Here is a 17,727-nt window from a genome sequence, read left to right as displayed (position 1 = left end):
GTTCCTATAGAGACCCGTCCGCAAGGCTCCAGAGGGCCACGGAAGGTGGCATTGCCGCCCCCTGTGGCACCTGAGCCTCGGGGGGAGCGGAGGCCGCCACTCGCGCCACCTGAGCCCCGCGACGGGTGTTCGGCGGAGTGGAAGGGGACGTGGCTTTGGGGGGTCTGCAAGAAGCGCGGGCGGCAAGAAGTCTGACTTGTCCGGTCCCAAAAAGGGGTGTTCGGCGCATAACGGCTGTGGAGAGTCTGGCCCGTGCACTTGGTCAGCTGTAGTAGCGTGCGTGCCTGACCCAGGTCACGAGTTCGCAAACGGAGGGGTCGAACGTGCCACCTCGTCGATCAGCGGGTCTGATCGCCGTCGTCGCGACGATGACTTCCTTCCTGCCGGGAGCCGCTGCCGCGCAGCGGGCGCCGGCGGAGGTTCAGGCCGTCGTTGCCGCGGAGCCGGTGAATCTCACAGAACTGCGTCGTGAGGCGGAGAAGGCCGCGAAGGATCTTGAGGCCGCGACCAAGGCGCTGGAGCAGAGGCGGACCCAGATCCGCACCTCGGAGAAGCAGCTCTCCACCAAGCTGCGGGAGCTGCAGGTGGCCGAGAGGGCCTTCGCCCAGGTACGGCAGCCGTTGTCGGACCTTGTCGGGTTCCTCTACCAGCAGCCGAGCGGTGGGGACGTGGCCGGTTTCCTTTCCGGTGAGTCCGACGCCGACACCCTGCGCGCGATGGCCGGTCTCACCCAGATCGTCGCCGAGCGCGACCTGATCCTTGAGGACAGCAGCCGCCTGCAGCTGGAGCGAGAGCGCCTGGCGGGCGAGGCGCAGGAACTCCGGGCGAGCAACCTTCTCGCGGAGGCGCAGATGGGCGCCGAGATCGAGACGCTCAGGGTGCGCTCGCAGAAGATCGTGCAGTCTCTCACCAAGGCCCTGGTGAAGCTGGGCGTCAAGATCGACAAGAAGGGGCGACCGGCGGCCGGGTGCGACCCGACCAGGGCGACCTCGATGAGCGAGTTCCCCAACGGGCTGATCCCGCAGGCGTACCTCTGCCCGCTCCAGCAGCGGGGCAACCAGCTGCGAGGGGACGCCGCGCTCGCGTTCATCAGCCTCAACGAGTCGTACAAGCGGCAGTTCGGCAGGCCGATGTGCGTGACCGACAGCTACCGGAGCCTGGCCGAGCAGCAGTCGGTCTACTACACGCGTCCCGGCCTGGCGGCGATCCCGGGCCGCAGCAACCACGGCCTGGGACTCGCCGTCGACCTGTGCGGAGGCGTCGAGCGCTTCCGCTCGGCCGAGTTCAACTGGCTGGAGACCAACGGCAAGAAGTTCGGCTGGATTCACCCCAAGTGGGCCTACGTCAGCCCCTTCGAGCCCTGGCACTGGGAGTACGACCCCAAGATCGGTTCCCTGCTGTAAGAGGGACTGCGGTCTCGCGGTCCCTGTCTCCCAAGAGGGAGATTCATTCCGTGCGGGAGCCGATCGTGATGGAGAGCCGCCCGCCGGCCTGGGCGGAGGCCAGCTCGGTCGCCTGGGCCGACGTGGTGGCCAGCACGATGAGCGCGCCCCGCTCCGACTCCCCGCCCGGGGTGGCCAGGACCGTGACGTCCTCGGCCGCGACGGTCGCCGGAGCATCGCCGTCCCACGTCGAGGTGGCGGCGAGCACGTCCACCACGTCACCCGGGGAGAGCAGGCGCGCGGTCTCGGGATCGGCGACGCGTACCGGGGTGGCGACCGTTCCCTCGCCGTGGGCGGCCAGCAGGCCGGGGCCGAGCAGGCGGACGTCGGTCAGCGGCTCCCCGCGCCGTGCCGGACCCGTCAGGATCTTTCCCGCGTACGGCGTGCCGGGCCGCAGGGCGCCGTCGGGGACCGTACCGGGTCTCAGCAGGGCCGGTGTCAGGTCGGCCTGTTCCAGCACGCCTCCGGGGAGATCCCTGGCGGCGGTCAGGACGGTCACCGAGGCGGTGTCCGGGCGCAGTGCCAGCACGGCGCATCCCATCGCCAGGGCGGCAACGGCGGTGGCGATGAGACGATGACGGCGATCGAGGAAGCGGCGCAGAGCGCGCATGGCTGACTCCAGAGGTGGGAGCCGGGCGGCGCGGTGCCCGTGATGGGTGGGACAGCCCCGCCGAGGGGTGACGTGGTGCCCGTGGTGGATAGGACGCCCCGCCGGATGGCGGCGCGGCGCCCTTGGTGGGTGGGACAGACCCTTGGTGGGTGGGACAGCCCCGCCAAGTGGCGAGGCAGTGCCTGGGGTGGATGGGCCGCCCCGCCGGCTGGCGGAACGGGGCGGGGCGAGTGGTTGTCGACGGATCCGGGTGGCGTGGCCGGGAGCGGGATTCGGCCCTTCTCGGGTTTCGCCGGGCGGCTCACCCGGCGGTGATGCAGGGGCCGCCGGCTACAGGATCAGCCGGGGAGGTCGAAGGGGAGCTTGAGGCCGTCCAGGGCGTTCTGGCAGGGGCAGGTGCGTTCTTCGGGGAGGGCGGCGACGACCTCGCCGACGAGCGAGCGCATGCGGCCGACGTTGGTGGCGAAGAAGGCGAGGACCTCGTCGTGGGTAACTCCCTCACCCGCCTCGACCCCGGCGTCGTGGTCGGTGACCAGGGAGACCGAGGTGTAGCAGAGAGCCAGCTCGCGGGCGAGGACGGCCTCGGGGAAGGCGGTCATGCCGACGATCGACCAGCCGTTGCCGCTGAACCAGCGGGACTCGGCGCGGGTCGAGAAGCGCGGGCCCTCGATGACCACGAGGGTGCCGCCGTCGGTCACCTCCCAGCCGGCGGAACGCGCGGTGGAGACGGCCGCCGCGCGACCCGAGGGGCAGTAGGGGTCGGCGAAGGCGACGTGGACGACGCCGCCCGCGTCGTAGTAGGTCTGCACGCGTCCTGAGGTGCGGTCGACGATCTGGTCGGGGACGACCAGGGCGCCGGGGCCGATCTCGGCGCGCAGGGAACCGACCGCGCTGGGGGCGAGGACCTGGCGGACGCCGAGGGAACGCAGTGCCCACAGGTTCGCCCGGTAGGGGATCCGGTGCGGGGGGAAGCGGTGGTCGCGGCCGTGGCGAGGCAGGAAGGCGACCGAGCGCGACCCGATCCGGCCGACGGTGACGACGTCGCTGGGCGGGCCGTACGGCGTGGCGATCTCGACCTCTGTGGCGTCGTCGAGCAGGGAGTAGAAGCCCGAGCCGCCGATGACCCCGATGTCCGCGCGAGTGACCATGGAGCCGAGGTTAGCGCCACGGGCCGGTCCCTGAGGAGCCCGGGTGACGGCCTGTGGATAACCGCGTCCCCGGGTAGTCGGTCGGTCGCTTTCGGTGAAGGCGGTGGAACGTCGATTGCCGATCGGAGGCCGGGCGGCTGTGCCGAACTGACCGCGGGCTGTCCTGCGATGACCGGCGGCGGGGGGCCGGGGCTCGTCAACCCCGCTTCGGCCGGTGAAGGGGGCGGGTGGGAGGCCACGGCCCGGGGCGGCCGGTCGGACGGCCGCCCGTGAACGGCCGACCGGGGGTGGGGGCGGTGGGTTCGAGGGGGACGGGGGCGCGGCTCAGGAGGCCGCGGCGGCCGTGCTGCTCGCGGTCTTCGTCGACGTGGAGGCCGACGAGGAACTCGACGACTTCGACGAGGACGAGTCGGACGAGCTCGACGAGTCGGACGACTTCGACGAGGACGAACCGGAGGAGTCCGAGGAGCTGGAAGAGCTCGACGAACCGTTCGCGGACGTCACCGTGCTCGACGACGAGGACCGGCTGTCGGTCCGGTAGAAGCCCGAGCCCTTGAAGACGATGCCGACCGCGGAGAACACCTTGCGCAGGTCGCCCGCGCAGCTCGGGCACTCGGTGAGAGCGTCGTCGGAGAACTTCTGGACGATTTCGAACTGGTTGTTACAGGCTGTGCAGGCGTACTGGTAGGTGGGCACGCGCTCCTCCTCGTGATGATCCGCGCCGATTGGCACTCTAGTGGCGCGACTGCTAATGGTACGCAGCCGACAAGCTTAAACGCGAGTCGGAGTCCTCGCATTCCGTAGCCGGATTCCGATCAGATGTGGACGGACCACGCTCCGGACGCGGCCCGGCCTGGCGGATCGGGTGTCGCCGGCCCTCGATTCGGCCGGGTCGAATCCCGCTTCGGATGTGGCCGGGGCCATGGGGCGGATGTGGCTGGAATCCGGTTCGGGCGCGGACCGCCCTCGGATGGGGTGCCGTCGAGCCTCGGTCAGATGCCGGACGTCGCTCAGGTACCGAACCTCAGTCGGACGTCGCTCAGGTGCCGAACCTCGGTTGGACGTTGCTCAGGTAACCGAACCTCGATCGGGTGCCGCCTTCGATCGGACGCCGGATCCCGGTCAGGTGCCGCGTTCGCCGAACCAGCCCGCGAGCTTGCCCTTGCGGCTGATCGCGCGCATCCGGCGTTCGACCGTGTCACGGCAGGCGGCCGTGGTCACGACCAGCAACTGGTCGTCGGTCCTGATCCTCGTGGAGTCGGTGGGGACGAACGTCCGGCCGTCCCTGACGATCAGCGTCACCTGGGCGTCCGTGGGCAGCCGCAACTCGAAGATCTCCACACCGTGCAACTTGGACGTCGGTGGCACCTTGACCTGGAGCAGGTCCGCGTTGAGCTCCTCCAGTGGCGCGGACTCAACTTCCAGGTCGCGGGCCTCGTCGGGGGTGGACAGCTTGAGGAGTTTCGCCACGAACGGCAGCGTCGGCCCCTGCAGCAGGGTGTAGACGATGACGATCACGAAGACCTCGTTGAACACGAACTTGGCGGTGCCGTCCGGAACGGAGGTGGCGGCCCAGGGGATGGTCGCGAGCACGATGGGCACCGCGCCGCGCAGCCCGGCCCACGACAGGAAGGCCTGTTCCCGCCAGCCCAGCCTGTCGATGTGCAACAGCCGGGTCAGCAGCGCGGAAACGATGATCGACAGAGGACGGGCCACCGCGACCAGGATCAGCCCGGCCACCAGACCGGGCACGATCGCGGACGGCATCTCCGAAGGGCTGGCCAGCATGCCGAGCATGACGAACAGGCCGATCTGCGCCAGCCAGGCCACGCCCTCGGCGAAACCCCGCGAGGCCGCGCGGTGCGGCATCCGGGAGTTGCCCATGACCAGTGCCGCAAGGTAGATCGCGAGGAAGCCGCTGCCGTGCAGCAGCATGGCTCCCGCGTAGGCGACGAACGCGAGCGCGAGCACCGCGATGGGGTACAGGCCGGAGACGGGAAGCGCGATGCGGCGCAGCGCGTACGCGCCGAGCGGGGCGACCGCCAGGCCGACGGCCGCGCCCACCACGAGTTCGAGGGCCACCTCGAACAGTGCCACCCCCAGGCTGGGCGAGGTCGCGGCGCTCAGCAGCATGACGGCGATCACCGTGGGGGCGTCGTTGAGACCCGACTCGGCCTCCAGGATGCCCGCGAGGCGCGAGGGCAGGGGCAGGCGGCGCAGTACGGAGAAGACGGCGGCGGCGTCGGTGGAGGCGAGGATCGCGCCGAGCAGGAGCGCGGTCCGCCAGTCCATGCCGAGGATCAGGTGCACCGGGATCGCGACGGCCGCGATGCTCACCCCCACGCCGACGGTGGCGAGCACCAGGGCGGTGGGAATGGCTCCCTTGACGTGGCTCCAGGTGGTGGTCAGGCCGCCCTCGGCCAGGATGATCGCCAGCGCGATCAGGCCTATCTCCTTCGCGAGCTGCGGGTTCTCGAACTGCAGCCCGAACCCGGACTCGCCGACGAGCAAACCGAAGCCAAGGAAGATCAGGAGACTGGGCAGCCCGCTCCGATGGGCGACACGAACTGCGACGATGGCCGCGATGACGATTCCGCCACCGAGAAGCAGCCAGACGTCCAGTCCCATCTGGTCCCCTCTCTGACTCCGGGGACCATTGTGTCGCATTCAGGAGGGTCGCCACGCACACGCGGCGCGCACTCCCCGTCACGATTTCGACGCCTTCGGCCCCGCGTCCGGCGGCGATTCCGCCGGTCGGCCACACCTGCGCCCGCCGGTCGGTCACGCCTGCACTCCTCGGCCGGTCACACCCCGTCCCACCGGCCGGTCACACCCCCGTCCGCCGGTCGGTCACACCTCCGCGGCGGCGGTCTTGAAGATCCCCCCGGGGGTCGCCGCGTAGCGGACCGCGAGGTCGTGGGGCTCGGCGGGCACGCCGTCGAGCAGCTCACCCTCGTGGAGCAGCGCCACCGTCGGCACGTTCGGGCCGACCCTGGCCAGCGCCCGGTCGTAGGAGCCGCCGCCGCGGCCCAGCCGTACCCCGGTGGACCTGTCGACCGCGAGCGCGGGCACGATCACCAGGGCCGCGGTCCTGACGGCGTCGACGCCGCGCCGGGTGTCGACCGGTTCCATGATCCCGAAGCGGCCGGGGGCGAGGGTGCCGGGGCCGTCGTACACCGCCCAGTCGAGATCGTCGTCGTCGCGGAGCACAGGCAGGATCACGGTCGCGCCGTGTTTCCACAGGGCGAAGACCAGCCCGTGGGTCGCCGGTTCGGTCCCGATCGACCAGTAACACGCGACCAGCCCGGCCATCTGGACCCAGGGCCGGTCCAGCAGGGATTCCCTGATCTGGACGGAGGCCGCGTGCCGCTTCTCGTCGGGGATCGAGGCGCGTGCTGCCTCGATCGTGGCACGCAGCGTCAGCTTGTCCACAGGTCCCTCCACTAAGGTTTCGGTTATGGCCGACTTCGAAGCTGTGACGAAAGCAGTCATTCCCGCGGCGGGTATGGGCACCCGTTTTCTTCCGGCGACCAAGGCGACCCCCAAGGAGATGTTGCCCATCGTCGACAAGCCCGCGATCCAGTATGTCGTCGAGGAGGCCGTCTCCGCCGGGCTGCTCGACGTTCTCATGGTCACCGGGAAGAACAAGCGTTCCATCGAGGATCACTTCGACCGGGCCCACGAGCTCGAGGAGATCCTGGAGGCCAAGGGCGACGACGAGCGCCTCTCGCAGGTGCGGGAGCCCGCCGACCTGGCCACCCTGCACTACGTACGGCAGGGCACGCCACGCGGCCTCGGCCACGCCGTGCTGTGCGCCAAGCAGCACGTGGGCAACCACCCCTTCGCCTGCCTGCTCGGCGACGACCTCATCGACCACCGCGACGAGCTCCTCAAGCGCATGATCGAGGTGCGCGGCACGCACGGCGGCAGCGTCATCGCGCTGATGGAGGTCCCCCCGGAGCAGGTCTCCCTGTACGGCTGCGCCGCCATCGAGCCCACCGGCGAGGACGACGTGGTCAGGGTGACCGACCTGGTGGAGAAGCCCCCCGCCGACGAGGCCCCGTCCAACTGGGCCATCATCGGCCGCTACGTGATCGACCCGGCCGTCTTCGAGGTCCTGGAGAACACCCCGCCGGGACGCGGCAACGAGATCCAGCTCACCGACGCCCTCCGCACCCTCGCCGGACGCGGCGGCGACCAGGGCGGCCCGGTGCACGGGGTGCTGTTCAGGGGCCGCCGCTACGACACCGGCGACAAGCTCGAATACCTGCGCACGGTGGTGCGGTTCGCCGCCGAGCGTCCCGACCTGGCGCCCGAGTTCATGCCCTGGCTCAAGGAGTTCCTGGCCTCGCGATGAGCTCCCTGAAATCGGTCGACGACCACCTCTCCGACATCCTCCGCACCGTGCGGGTGCTCGCCCCGCTGGAGCTGGAACTGGAACGGGCGCTGGGCACCACGCTGGCCGAGGAGGTCACCGCTCCGGTCTCGCTGCCGCCCTTCGACAACTCCGCGATGGACGGCTACGCCGTGCGCGCCGAGGACGTCGCGGACGCCCCGGTGACGCTCCCGGTGATCGACGACATCGCGGCCGGAGACGGCCGGTTGCAGGCCATCGGTCCCGGCATGGCGATGCGGATCATGACAGGGGCCCCGCTGCCCGCCGGGGCCGACGCGGTGGTCCCGGTCGAGTGGACCGACGGCGGCACCGCCCAGGTCGCGATCGGCCGCCCGGCGGTGAAGGGCCACGCGATCCGCAGGTCCGGGGAGGACGTGCGGGCGGGCGACGTCGTCCTGCCCGTGGGCACCCCGATCGGTCCCGCGCAGCTCGGGATTCTGGCGGGCGTCGGCCGCCGCCGGGTTCTCGTACGGCCCCGCCCGCGGGTGGTCGTGATCTCCACCGGAGCCGAGCTGGTCGAGCCCGGCCTGCCTCTGGGACCCGGCCAGATCTGGGAGTCCAACAGCTTCGCCCTGATCGCCGGTGTCCGCGAGGCGGGTGGCGAGGGCTACCGGGCGGGGATCGTCGGCGACGACGCCGCGGGGTTCCTCGACCAGCTCGACGCGCAGCTGCTGCGGGCCGACCTCGTGATCACCAGCGGCGGCGTCTCGATGGGCGCGTACGAGCCCGTCAAGGAGGCCCTCGGCCCGCTCGGCACGGTCCGTTTCGAGCGGGTCGCCATGCAGCCGGGCATGCCCCAGGGATTCGGCGTGGTCGGTGAGGACCAGGTGCCGATCTTCGCGTTGCCCGGCAACCCGGTCTCGTCGTTCGTGTCGTTCGTCCTGTTCGTCCGGCCGGCGCTGCGCAGGATGCGGGGCCTGCCCGAGGAGCCCACGCCGACCGTGCGGGCGGTCACCACCGGCCGGCTCCGCTCGCCCGAGGGCAGGCGCTCCTACCTGCGCGGCGTGTTCGGTCCCGGCGGTACGGTCGGCCCGGTGCGCGGGCAGGGTTCCCACCAGCTCGCCGCCCTGGCCGCGGCCAACGCCCTGATCGTGGTGCCCGAGGACGTCACCGAGCTTCCCGAGGGTACGGACGTGGAGGTCATCCCCCTGTGAATTCTGTGAACCCTGTGAACGACCGGGACCGGAGCGAACCGGCCGGATTCACCCACCTCGACGAGACCGGCGCGGCGCGCATGGTGGACGTCTCGGCCAAGGACGTCTCCCTCCGTACGGCGACCGCCACCGGCCGGGTGCTGCTGTCCGCCGAGGCCGTGGCGCTGCTGCGGTCGGGGGAGGTCCCCAAGGGCGACGCGATCGGCACCGCGCGGATCGCCGGGATCATGGGCGCCAAGCGGACCCCCGACCTGATCCCGCTCTGCCACCCCATCGCGCTGCACGGGGTCAAGGTCGAGCTGACCGTGGCCGACGACGGCGTGGAGATCACGGCGCGGGTCAAGACCGCCGACCGTACCGGCGTCGAGATGGAGGCGCTGACCGCGGTCTCGGTCGCGGCGCTCGCCCTGATCGACATGGTCAAGGCGGTCGACCCGGCGGCCGTGATCACCGATGTCCGCGTCGAGGAGAAGACCGGCGGCAAGACGGGGATCTGGACCCGCCCCTGACATCCCGCCCCGGGATATCCCGGCCCCGGATATCCGGTCCGGTGAGGGGATCCCGTCACGGCGACGCCGAATCCTCGGGAGACCAGGCCGATGGGAGGCCGGGTCCCCGGAGACCGGGTCGGTGAAAGGCCGGGTCCTTAGAGACCGGGTCCCCAAGACCCTGGGAGGATGATCCCATGAGAGCTCTGGTGATCACCGCCTCCAACCGGGCCGCCGCCGGGACGTACGAGGACACCTCCGGGAAGCTGCTGGCCGAGCTGCTGGCGGCGGCCGGGTGCGACGTGGACGGCCCGCAGGTGGTCCCCGACGGCGAGCCGGTCGAGGCGGCGCTGCGGTCCGGGATCGCCGAGGGGTACGACGTGATCGTCACCACCGGCGGCACCGGCCTGACCCCGGCGGACCTCACCCCGGAGATGACCCGGCGGGTGATCGACAGGGAGGTTCCCGGCATCGCCGAGGCCATCCGTCACGTCAACCGGGACAAGGTGCCCACCTCCATCCTTTCCCGCGGGCTCGCCGGGCAGGCCGGTGGCACGTTGATCGTCAACCTGCCGGGTTCCTCGGGAGGGGTGCGCGACGGCATGGGCGTGCTGTCTCCCGTGCTCAGGCACGCCGTGGACCAGATCAGGGGAGGAGATCACCCCCGTTGATCCGCCTCCCCCGCTTCCATGGCACCGTGGGCCTTCTTCGGGAGATGATGAGGGTGTGGATCGACTTCGTGGCTGGCCGGTGACCCTTACGGAAGGCCCGGTAGGACTTCGGCCGCTGCGGCTGCGGGACGTGCGCGTCTGGCGGGAGTCGCGGCTGCGCAACGCGAACTGGCTCCGTCCCTGGGAGCCGAGCAATCCCGAGACCCCCCTCTTCAAGACCGGTCTCGGCCCTTACGTCTCCATGGCCGGAACCCTGCGCAGGGAGGCCAGGCAGGGTCTCGCGCTGCCGTGGGTCGTCACCTACGAGGGCGCCTTCGCCGGACAGCTCACCGTGGGCGCCATCGTCTGGGGCTCCGCCAGGTCGGCCCAGATCGGCTACTGGGTGGACGGCGCGCTGGCCGGTCGAGGGATCACCCCCACCGCGGTCGCCATGGCCGTCGACCACTGCTTCTTCACCACCGGGCTGCACCGCGTCGAGGCCAATATCCGCCCAGAGAACCACGCGAGCCGCAGAGTGGTTGAAAAGCTTGGTTTCAGGGAAGAAGGGATCAGGCGTCGGCACCTGCACATCGACGGTGCCTGGCGCGACCACATCTGTTACGCACTCACGGTCGAAGACGCCCCGAGGGGGTTGCTCGTACGGTGGCGGCGGGCCCGTGAGGCGGCCGCCCACGGTGGCACTCCGCACGAAGAGGTTTGAAGATCTCGCGACACACCGCATCGAATGCTCGTCAAATAGTGACACGCGGTCTTACGGTGCGTGACATGAGCAGATTGAGGACGCCGGGAGACCATGCGCGTCTTCATGCTGCCCGGAGGTGGCCGTGAGCAGCGGTGTCGTTCTCTACCTGGCCATTGTCGTCATGTGGCTGTGCGTGCTGGTGCCCATGTGGCTGCACCGCGACCGCAACACCCTGGCCGAGACCCACAAGGACATCGAGCCGTACGCCTACGACGAGCGGGCGATCGACGAGGACTCGGCCGAGACCCTCACCGAGCCCCTGCCCGTCTCCTCCGCCGACCTGCCCGAGTCCTCGCTCTCCCCGGAAGGGGACGTTCCGTCGCCCGGTGCCGAGGAAGCCTCGCCGGGTGCCCAGGCAGCGTCCGGGACCGGGGGTGAGGCCCCGCCCGCCCCGCCCCAGGCCGGCAAAACCGGTAGGACCGCCGCCGGCAGGGCCGCGTCCGAGCGCCGCCGCGCGGAACTCCGCCGCCGGGGCAAGCAGGTGGCCAAGCGCAGGCGCCTCACGCTCTGGTGCGTGCTGCTCCTGCTCGCCTCCGTGGTGACGGCGGCCGTCCAGGTCATCCCCTGGTGGGGCGTGGCGCCCTCAGTGGTGCTCCTGGGCGTCTACATGGCCGTTCTCAGGGTCACGGTCCAGATCGACGCCGAACGGCGCGAAGCCATCGCCCAGGCCCGCGCGGAACGTGCCAAGCGCGCCCGCCACCGTGCCGCCCTGCTGGAGGCCCAGCGCCCCGTGGCCGAGATCATCGACCTGGCCGCGCTCCGCGACGAGATCTTCGATCAGTACGCGGAGCCCCCCCGCCGAGCGGTCGGCGACTGACCCGCGCTCCGGATGGCGCGAGCGCCCCCGGAAGTTTGCTAATCTAGTCCACGTCTTGGGGATGTAGCGCAGTCCGGTAGCGCACTTCGTTCGCATCGAAGGGGTCAGGGGTTCGAATCCCCTCATCTCCACAAGATCGAAAGGCCCGGTTCCAAAACGTGGAACCGGGCCTTTTTGCTGCTCAAGTGGTGTGCGGGTCGCCGGTGGCAGGGATCGTGCGCAGGCGGCGAGATCGTCGAGGTATGCCCACGTTCCATGACCATCGCCGGGACTCTGGACGAATGGCGCAAATGGACCGGCCTCCCTTCGACGCCCCGGGCCTTCAGGATGTCCCGGAAGCGCTCGCCGCCGTCCACGTCGACATCGACCAGAACCACGCGGTTTATGTCGAACCCAATGTTCGGGTACGGCACGGCCTGGCTTAGACCTCTCAGTCCAGACAGAACTCGTTGCCCTCAATGTCCTGCATCACGAGGGTCGACTCGTTTACCCCATCGGCAAGCAGGAGCTCTACGCGGACCGCGCCGAGCGGGATCAGCCGCGCGCATTCGGCCTCAAGGGCCGCCAGACGCTCCGCACCCACGAGCCCGCTGCCGACCCGCACACAAAGGTGCAGCCGATTCTTGACGACCTTGCCTTCGGGAACGCGCTGGAAGAACAACCGCGGACCCACCCCTGAGGGATCAACGCATGCGGCCCATGAACCCTGATCCTCAGGCGGCAGCGTGCGGTTGAAGTCGTCCCAGGTAGCAAATCCCTCAGGTACCGGCGGTGCGACATACCCCAACACTTCGCACCAGAAACGAGCGACGCGTTCAGGTTCCCCACAGTCGAAAGTGACTTGAAACTGCTTAACGGATGCCATGGGAGAAGCTTTCCATACTGAAGGTATTTCACCGCACCTCGCGAGCTTGCAGGACGAAGATTGCTTTGACGAGTTGACCTGCACGTAGCGGGCAGCAGCGGAGTTTGCGCAGGATCCGCCAGTTCTTCAGGACGGCATTCGCGCGTTCGCCGTGAGCCGGAGGCCTGGCAACTACGCCTGGAGCTGTCCCCGCTGTCCCCGCTGTCCTTCAAAGGGGGTTGACCAGGGAGAACGCCATGAAGAATCGGGGACACTGCCGGGGACAGGCTGTCCCCGCTGTCCCCGACAAGGCCGAAGGGCAGCATAAGAGGCGCTTCTTGCTGGGTTCTGAGTGACCAACTGCGTGACAACCGTAAGGATCGATCACAGACGTAGATGGACGTTGACGGACGGTCGGGCGCAGGTCGCGAGGGCGAGAACATGATCGGTACATGTGTTCGAATTGCTTCGCATCGAAGGGGTCAGGGGTTCGAGTCCCCTCATCTCCACAAGACGAAAGGCCCGATTCCAGATCATGGAACCGGGCCTTTTTGCTGCTCAGAAGTTATGAGGTCGCTTCGTCCTCCGGGGGGCGTACGGCCTCCGAGGGACCTTCGCGGACCGGGATCAGTGAAAAGCCGGCGACCGCCGTGCGAGCCCTGTTGGTGTCAGGAGGAGAACAGCCTCCAGTGCCCCTCGGACACGACGTCGACGGTGCCCTCGGTCACTCTGATGGCGGTCTCGTCGTCGATCGCATACGCCGGACCTGGGATTCCGGCCGCCCATCTTTCCGCGTGGGCCATGGTGTTCTCCGGCAGGAGCTCGTGATCCAGGTGCGGGAAGATCGAGAAGTCGACGATGCCCAGTGTGCTGTCGCTCCCGGCAGGCGGCTGCCAACCGACGAAGTGCTCTCCGATACGGGGGGTCATCACCATGCTTCCGGCGCTCAGTCCCACCCAGACCGTCTCGTGCAGCGACGGCAGGAGATCCACCAGTCCTGACTGCCGCATCCAGTGGCACAGGTACAGGGCGTCGCCGCCGTTCACCAGCAGGACGTCTGTCTCTCGGACCCACGAGATCCAGCGTTCTTCGTCGATGCTGGGCAGCGCGGTGAGTTCCAGCACTCCCAGGGACTTCCAACCCAGCTCGCACATGGGGGTGGAGGACTGACCGCTGATGAAACGCCATGCCCCGCCGGGATTGCCCTGGGGGTGCCCGTAGCCGGCGGTGGGGATACATAGGGCGTTGGAGTCGGCGATCGGTTTGCCCAGTAAGTCGACCAGCGCGCTGTGGATGCTCGGGTTCTTGACGCCGCCGGAAGTGAGAAGAAGCTTCACGCTTGCCTCCTGTACGGAGCGGTCATGACGCTCTCGTCGAGAGTCGGGAGCTCGGTGCATACGAGCGCTGATCATGGCGTACAAGACCGACAAATTCGGGCCGGGCGCGGGAAACGCGGCTTCTCGTAGCCATGGTCACCCCAGGGCGGACGGCTGGTCGGAGTCAGCGAAAAGTCAGCGAACCCGCTGACACGGGAGCGCAACCGAGACCAATGGACGTCATCGTCGTGGCACCTGACGGCACCGAATGGCATCCGATGACCGGAAGCGGTACGCCCACCGGGGTGCGCATCGAAGGGGTCAGGGGTTCGAATCCCCTCATCTCCACAAGGGGCCGTTCTTGAAACGGCTGGACTGAGGTTGACGGGATCCCGTCTGACCATCGCGATCAGGCGGGATCTTGTCGTTTCAGGGGTTTCCGAGTTGGGGCCGTCCTGTTTTGGGAGCCGCGGAGCAGGGGTCCGGGAAGGCCCGGGTGATGTCAGGACGCTGGTCGAGGTCCACGTTCGCGCTTCTGGGCACGGCGATGCCGGCTCCAGGCTGGGTGCTGCGGCAAGGTGATCTGTATTGCGCGTTGTGGGGCGGGTGGTGGCCTGCTCCGGTCAGCGAGCGGTGTGCGGTCGATGTGCGCTGGGATCTCAGGAATCCCGGCGAATGCGTTGGGCTCGTCTGGGGGCTGGTGGGCGTGGCGCCACTGGTCCAGGAAGTGGTCGTTGGCGACGGTGACGAGCAGAGCGACCAGGATCGTCTGGGCGACGCGGCCGTGGTCCACGTTCCTTTGCGCTTCCGGTCACGATCTTCCGTTTGGTGGTCACGTCGGTTTTGCGTTCGAGCGCGCTCGAACGCATAGCGTCCCCGCCATGACGACACAGACCTGGATCATCACTGGCGCGTCCCGCGGGTTCGGACGCGCACTGGCGGAGTCGGCGCTCGCGGCGGGCGACCACGTGGTGGCGGCGGTGCGCCGGCCCGAGAGTGTGGCCGACCTGGAGGCCAAGTACCCGGACGACTGCCTGATCGCGAAGTTCGATGCCCGGGACATCGCCGCGGCCGCGGACCTCGTGCGCGACACCCTCGACCGCTTCGGTCAGCTCGATGTGCTGGTCAACAACGCGGGCCGGGCCGTGGTCGGAGCGGTCGAGGAGGTCAGCGACGCGCAGTTGCGCGAGTTGATGGATCTGCACCTGTTCGGCCCCGCCGCGCTCGTCCGGGCGGCGCTGCCCACGATGCGTGAGCGGGGCACCGGGACGATCGTGCAGATGAGCAGCCAGGGTGGGCGGACGTCGTTCCCCGGCGTGTCGGCGTACTCCGCGTCGAAGTTCGCCCTCGAAGGCTGGTCCGAGGCCCTGGCCGGGGAGGTCGCGCCGTTCGGGATCCGGGTGATGCTCGTCGAGCCCAGCCGGTTCAGGACTGGCTTCAACGGGGGCGACGTGCTCGAGTTCGTCGAGCCGTCCGCGACCTACCGTGACTTGCTCGCCAACGTCCGTGCGGACATGGCCGGGACCGACGGCCGCCAGGAAGGTGACCCGGCACGGGCGGCCGAGATCATCGTGTCCCTCGCGCACGGCGACGAGGTGCCGTTGCGGCTGCCGCTCGGGCGCGAGGCGGTCGAGCGTATCTCGCGTGCCTACCGGCGAGGCCTGGACGAGGCCGAGCAGTGGGCCGAGACCGCCCGCAGCGCCGACTTCGAGGGTGTCTCTGCATCGGTACGGCCCATCTAGGCTCGTGGTCATGGCCACCGACGATCTGATGACCAGGGCGCTCGAAACGCTCGGGGACGACGGTCCGCTGTCGGTCGAGGCGATCCACCGCCTCGCCGACCTGGCCGATCTGCCCGAGACGATGACGATCGCCGAGGTTGCCGACCTCCTCGGCATCTCGCCCCACACGCTGCGCTATTACGAGCGGGCCGGGCTGGTCGAGGTGGCCCGCGACGGTAATGGTCATCGCGTCTACGACGCCGAAGCGGTTCGGCGCCTGGTGTTCCTCACTCGGATGCGGCTGTCCGGTATGCCGATGCGTGACCTGCAGCACTACATCTCGCTCGTCGATGCGGGAGGGCACACGGTGCCGGAGCGGCTCGATGCGCTGGTCGAACATCGCGACACCATCCGCCGCCGGATCCGTGAGCTGACCCTTTCTCTCACGGCGGTCGAATACAAGATCGCCACGTACGGGGGCTCGACCGGGCCGGACGTTCAGGCCCTCGGCATCACCACCGGTACCGACCGCACGGCGCTGCCGGACGAGCCGCTGCGACGGGCACTCCCAGCAGAGTGAGGGACGCCGACGCTCGCCGGGCTGCTGGCGGTAGTCCGGCCCCTCTCCAATCTCCGGCCACAGCCCCCGCGGGAAACGATCACTTCCCTGATGGGAAACGATCTCCAAGGCCTCGCATTCTCCAAGCTCAACCGCACTCGTGAACTCCCCACCAGGTCAGAGGCCACTTCCGAGAGATCGGGAGTAGCCTTTTGCGTTGCCGGGTGACCAACTGAGTGACTATGCCAGACGGGGGCCAACGATGCGGACCCGCCGAGGTGCCCGGATCCTGCTGCTGGACCAGCATGATCGGATTCTGATGATCCGGCACAGGTACGACGGCGTCATCGTCGTTCCCGGGTCTCCGGTCCGGGAGGTGTTCTGGGTGCCCCCGGGTGGGGGGCTGAAGGACGGCGAAGACTTCCTGCAAGCCGCTCGCAGAGAACTACTGGAGGAGACCGGACTCACGGAGGTCGAGTGGGGACCATGCCTGTGGACCCTCGATGCGGACGTCCGATGGGGAGGCGAACCCATGCATGTGCACGAACGCTATTTCCTTGCGCGGGCGTACGGTACGCAGACCATCACCCGTGACCATCTGGAACCGGATGAACAGCAGGGAATCATTGATCATCGGTGGTGGTCCCTGGCCGAGCTTGTCGCAGCCGAGGCAACAGAGACTCTGCGGCCTGTGGGACTTCCGGGGCTGTTGGCCGATGTGCTGGCCGTAGGGGGACGGCCGACGTCAGATGAACCGCGTGTCCTGCGCGCGTAGGACTTCTGTCCTTTGCAGTCACCACATGATGAAGGCCGCTCCCGGTTCGTGGAAGCGGCCTTCGGGTAGCCGCATGATCAACCGAATGGACTGTTTAGTCTCCGAAGATCTGATCCATTGCTTCAGCCCTTTCCAAGAGCATCGGGCGGAGGTGCTTGCGGTAGATGGTCTCCGTCACCGACATGCTTGAGCAGGCGAGAGCCGGAAGCTGGGAGTACGAGTCCGCCACGGTGCGCGCGTCGCCGGAAGTACGCGCCCGGCTCGCTCTCGACGAGCCCGAAGACGACGGGGATGACGTCATGCACACGCGGTACGTCTTCCGGTCCGACGGTCGGGTCTGGATGCTGTCGGATTCTTACGAGCCGTTGCAACTGACCAGAGGCACGATCGTGGCGATGCCCGAGGACGGGCCGCTGGCCGGGCACGGGGTGACGCACCGGATGGCCGAAATCGGAGTGATCGTCGATGACTGGGTCGAGGATGTCGGCGCGCGTGCCGCTCTTCCGGGAGAGGCCAAGCGCCTCGGCATCTCGTCAGGGTCCATCGTGCTGACGATCCAGCGCGCCTACCTCGCCGACGGTCGGCCGGTCGAGGTCGCCGACATCGTGGTCCCGGCAGAGACCTCGCAACTCGGGTACTCCGGCCCGGTAGGCGAAGGCACCAGCGGATGACCGGTCACGAGGGACGTGCCGTCACTCTGCTCCAGGGCCGGGAGCTTCGTGGCACACCGGGGGAGTCGACCCGCGGAGAACTGAGTGACCAACTGGGTGACACTGGAGAGCCGCCTTCCTCGCGGTCATCGACCACACCACCGGGGCGCGGCTGAGCTGCGAGTGGCTGGAGCAGCCACATTCCTACGTGACGGTTCGCATGCCTGATGCGACCTGTTGACCCTGGAACGGGCAGCGTCCGGCCTGTGCGGGCGGGAAGTGATCGCTTTCTCCCCGGGAAGCGACCTTCTCAACCCCTCTTGTGCACCAGGCAAGCCCTATGCGTAAAGACCCTGAAGGGGGCGTCTTCCGGAACGTCCCTTCTCTTCGGAAG

At 68.9% G+C, this 17,727-nt stretch carries 19 protein-coding genes, 1 tRNA gene and 2 pseudogenes; 14 read left to right on the top strand and 8 right to left on the bottom strand.

All coding sequences use genetic code 11. The annotated features are described in order from the left end of the window. The first annotated feature begins 446 nt into the window (after positions 1-446). Positions 447-1,403 carry a D-alanyl-D-alanine carboxypeptidase family protein gene (locus AB0G15_RS25305; protein WP_362844238.1) on the top strand — a complete coding sequence of 319 codons (957 nt, stop codon included), beginning with the start codon at positions 447-449 and terminating at the stop codon, positions 1,401-1,403. A 43-nt stretch (positions 1,404-1,446) separates the two neighbouring features. Here AB0G15_RS25305 and AB0G15_RS25300 read toward each other — a convergent pair whose 3' ends face one another. Beyond that, positions 1,447-2,052 (bottom strand): flagellar biosynthesis protein FlgA, encoded by a 606-nt coding sequence (locus AB0G15_RS25300; RefSeq protein WP_362844236.1) that lies wholly within the window; start codon positions 2,050-2,052, stop codon positions 1,447-1,449. A gap of 338 nt (positions 2,053-2,390) precedes the next feature. Next, positions 2,391-3,200: an S-methyl-5'-thioadenosine phosphorylase gene (locus tag AB0G15_RS25295; RefSeq protein WP_362844233.1), complete on the bottom strand. Its 810-nt coding sequence runs from the start codon at positions 3,198-3,200 to the stop codon at positions 2,391-2,393. Positions 3,201-3,543: 343 nt separating this feature from the next. Between AB0G15_RS25295 and AB0G15_RS25290 the strand changes: the two genes are divergently transcribed. After that, complete coding sequence (locus AB0G15_RS25290) at positions 3,544-3,741, top strand: hypothetical protein (protein WP_362685614.1); 198 nt, start codon at positions 3,544-3,546, stop codon at positions 3,739-3,741. Positions 3,742-3,755: 14 nt separating this feature from the next. Here the strand turns inward: AB0G15_RS25290 and AB0G15_RS25285 are convergent. The 3 genes and pseudogenes from AB0G15_RS25285 to AB0G15_RS25275 all read right to left on the bottom strand — a co-directional run. Then, a pseudogene (locus AB0G15_RS25285) lies at positions 3,756-3,896 on the bottom strand (FmdB family zinc ribbon protein); the annotation flags it as partial. A 426-nt stretch (positions 3,897-4,322) separates the two neighbouring features. Next, positions 4,323-5,828 carry a potassium/proton antiporter gene (locus tag AB0G15_RS25280; protein ID WP_362844230.1) on the bottom strand — a complete coding sequence of 502 codons (1,506 nt, stop codon included), beginning with the start codon at positions 5,826-5,828 and terminating at the stop codon, positions 4,323-4,325. Positions 5,829-6,050: 222 nt separating this feature from the next. Next, positions 6,051-6,632: a 5-formyltetrahydrofolate cyclo-ligase gene (locus AB0G15_RS25275; RefSeq protein WP_362844228.1), complete on the bottom strand. Its 582-nt coding sequence runs from the start codon at positions 6,630-6,632 to the stop codon at positions 6,051-6,053. A gap of 25 nt (positions 6,633-6,657) precedes the next feature. Between AB0G15_RS25275 and galU the strand changes: the two genes are divergently transcribed. The 8 genes from galU (at position 6,658) to AB0G15_RS25235 (ending at position 11,893) form a co-directional block, all read left to right on the top strand. After that, on the top strand, positions 6,658-7,557 hold the full coding sequence (gene galU, locus AB0G15_RS25270; protein ID WP_362844225.1) for a UTP--glucose-1-phosphate uridylyltransferase GalU: 900 nt from the start codon (positions 6,658-6,660) through the stop codon (positions 7,555-7,557). A gap of 5 nt (positions 7,558-7,562) precedes the next feature. After that, complete coding sequence (glp, locus tag AB0G15_RS25265) at positions 7,563-8,750, top strand: gephyrin-like molybdotransferase Glp (RefSeq protein ID WP_362844320.1); 1,188 nt, start codon at positions 7,563-7,565, stop codon at positions 8,748-8,750. Positions 8,751-8,764: 14 nt separating this feature from the next. After that, entirely contained in the window at positions 8,765-9,259 is a 495-nt protein-coding gene (gene moaC / locus AB0G15_RS25260) for a cyclic pyranopterin monophosphate synthase MoaC (RefSeq protein WP_362844222.1), read from the top strand. 176 nt (positions 9,260-9,435) lie between these two features. After that, positions 9,436-9,909 (top strand): MogA/MoaB family molybdenum cofactor biosynthesis protein, encoded by a 474-nt coding sequence (locus AB0G15_RS25255; protein WP_362844219.1) that lies wholly within the window; start codon positions 9,436-9,438, stop codon positions 9,907-9,909. 55 nt (positions 9,910-9,964) lie between these two features. Next, a complete protein-coding gene (locus AB0G15_RS25250; RefSeq protein WP_362684586.1) occupies positions 9,965-10,609 on the top strand; it encodes a GNAT family protein in 645 nt (214 codons plus the stop codon). A gap of 124 nt (positions 10,610-10,733) precedes the next feature. After that, positions 10,734-11,468 (top strand): hypothetical protein, encoded by a 735-nt coding sequence (locus AB0G15_RS25245; protein ID WP_362844216.1) that lies wholly within the window; start codon positions 10,734-10,736, stop codon positions 11,466-11,468. A 57-nt stretch (positions 11,469-11,525) separates the two neighbouring features. Continuing rightward, a tRNA-Ala gene (locus AB0G15_RS25240) sits at positions 11,526-11,599 on the top strand. Between the two features lie 150 nt (positions 11,600-11,749). Beyond that, the gene (locus AB0G15_RS25235) at positions 11,750-11,893 is read left to right on the top strand and encodes a hypothetical protein (protein ID WP_362844213.1); all 144 of its coding nucleotides are present in this window, start codon (positions 11,750-11,752) and stop codon (positions 11,891-11,893) included. Between the two features lie 5 nt (positions 11,894-11,898). Here the strand turns inward: AB0G15_RS25235 and AB0G15_RS25230 are convergent, their stop codons facing one another. The 3 genes and pseudogenes from AB0G15_RS25230 to AB0G15_RS25220 form a co-directional block, all read right to left on the bottom strand. Next, positions 11,899-12,333 (bottom strand): VOC family protein, encoded by a 435-nt coding sequence (locus AB0G15_RS25230; protein ID WP_362844210.1) that lies wholly within the window; start codon positions 12,331-12,333, stop codon positions 11,899-11,901. 28 nt (positions 12,334-12,361) lie between these two features. Continuing rightward, positions 12,362-12,490: pseudogene (locus tag AB0G15_RS25225) on the bottom strand (IS5/IS1182 family transposase); the annotation flags it as partial. Between the two features lie 490 nt (positions 12,491-12,980). Then, entirely contained in the window at positions 12,981-13,649 is a 669-nt protein-coding gene (locus AB0G15_RS25220) for a Type 1 glutamine amidotransferase-like domain-containing protein (protein WP_362844207.1), read from the bottom strand. A gap of 860 nt (positions 13,650-14,509) precedes the next feature. Here AB0G15_RS25220 and AB0G15_RS25215 point away from each other — a divergent pair. From AB0G15_RS25215 to AB0G15_RS25200, 4 genes are all read left to right on the top strand, one after another. Beyond that, positions 14,510-15,370 (top strand): SDR family NAD(P)-dependent oxidoreductase, encoded by an 861-nt coding sequence (locus tag AB0G15_RS25215; protein ID WP_362844205.1) that lies wholly within the window; start codon positions 14,510-14,512, stop codon positions 15,368-15,370. Positions 15,371-15,380: 10 nt separating this feature from the next. Next, positions 15,381-15,929: a MerR family transcriptional regulator gene (locus AB0G15_RS25210; RefSeq protein ID WP_362844202.1), complete on the top strand. Its 549-nt coding sequence runs from the start codon at positions 15,381-15,383 to the stop codon at positions 15,927-15,929. Positions 15,930-16,170: 241 nt separating this feature from the next. Next, positions 16,171-16,683, top strand: coding sequence for an NUDIX domain-containing protein (locus AB0G15_RS25205; protein ID WP_362844200.1), 513 nt, complete (start codon positions 16,171-16,173; stop codon positions 16,681-16,683). A 164-nt stretch (positions 16,684-16,847) separates the two neighbouring features. Then, on the top strand, positions 16,848-17,354 hold the full coding sequence (locus AB0G15_RS25200) for a UTRA domain-containing protein (RefSeq protein ID WP_362844197.1): 507 nt from the start codon (positions 16,848-16,850) through the stop codon (positions 17,352-17,354). Positions 17,355-17,727: the final 373 nt, after the last annotated feature.

Source organism: Streptosporangium sp. NPDC023825 (genome assembly GCF_040639575.1).
Lineage (GTDB): Bacteria > Actinomycetota > Actinomycetes > Streptosporangiales > Streptosporangiaceae > Streptosporangium.
This window is presented reverse-complemented; position numbering and strand designations above follow the sequence as displayed.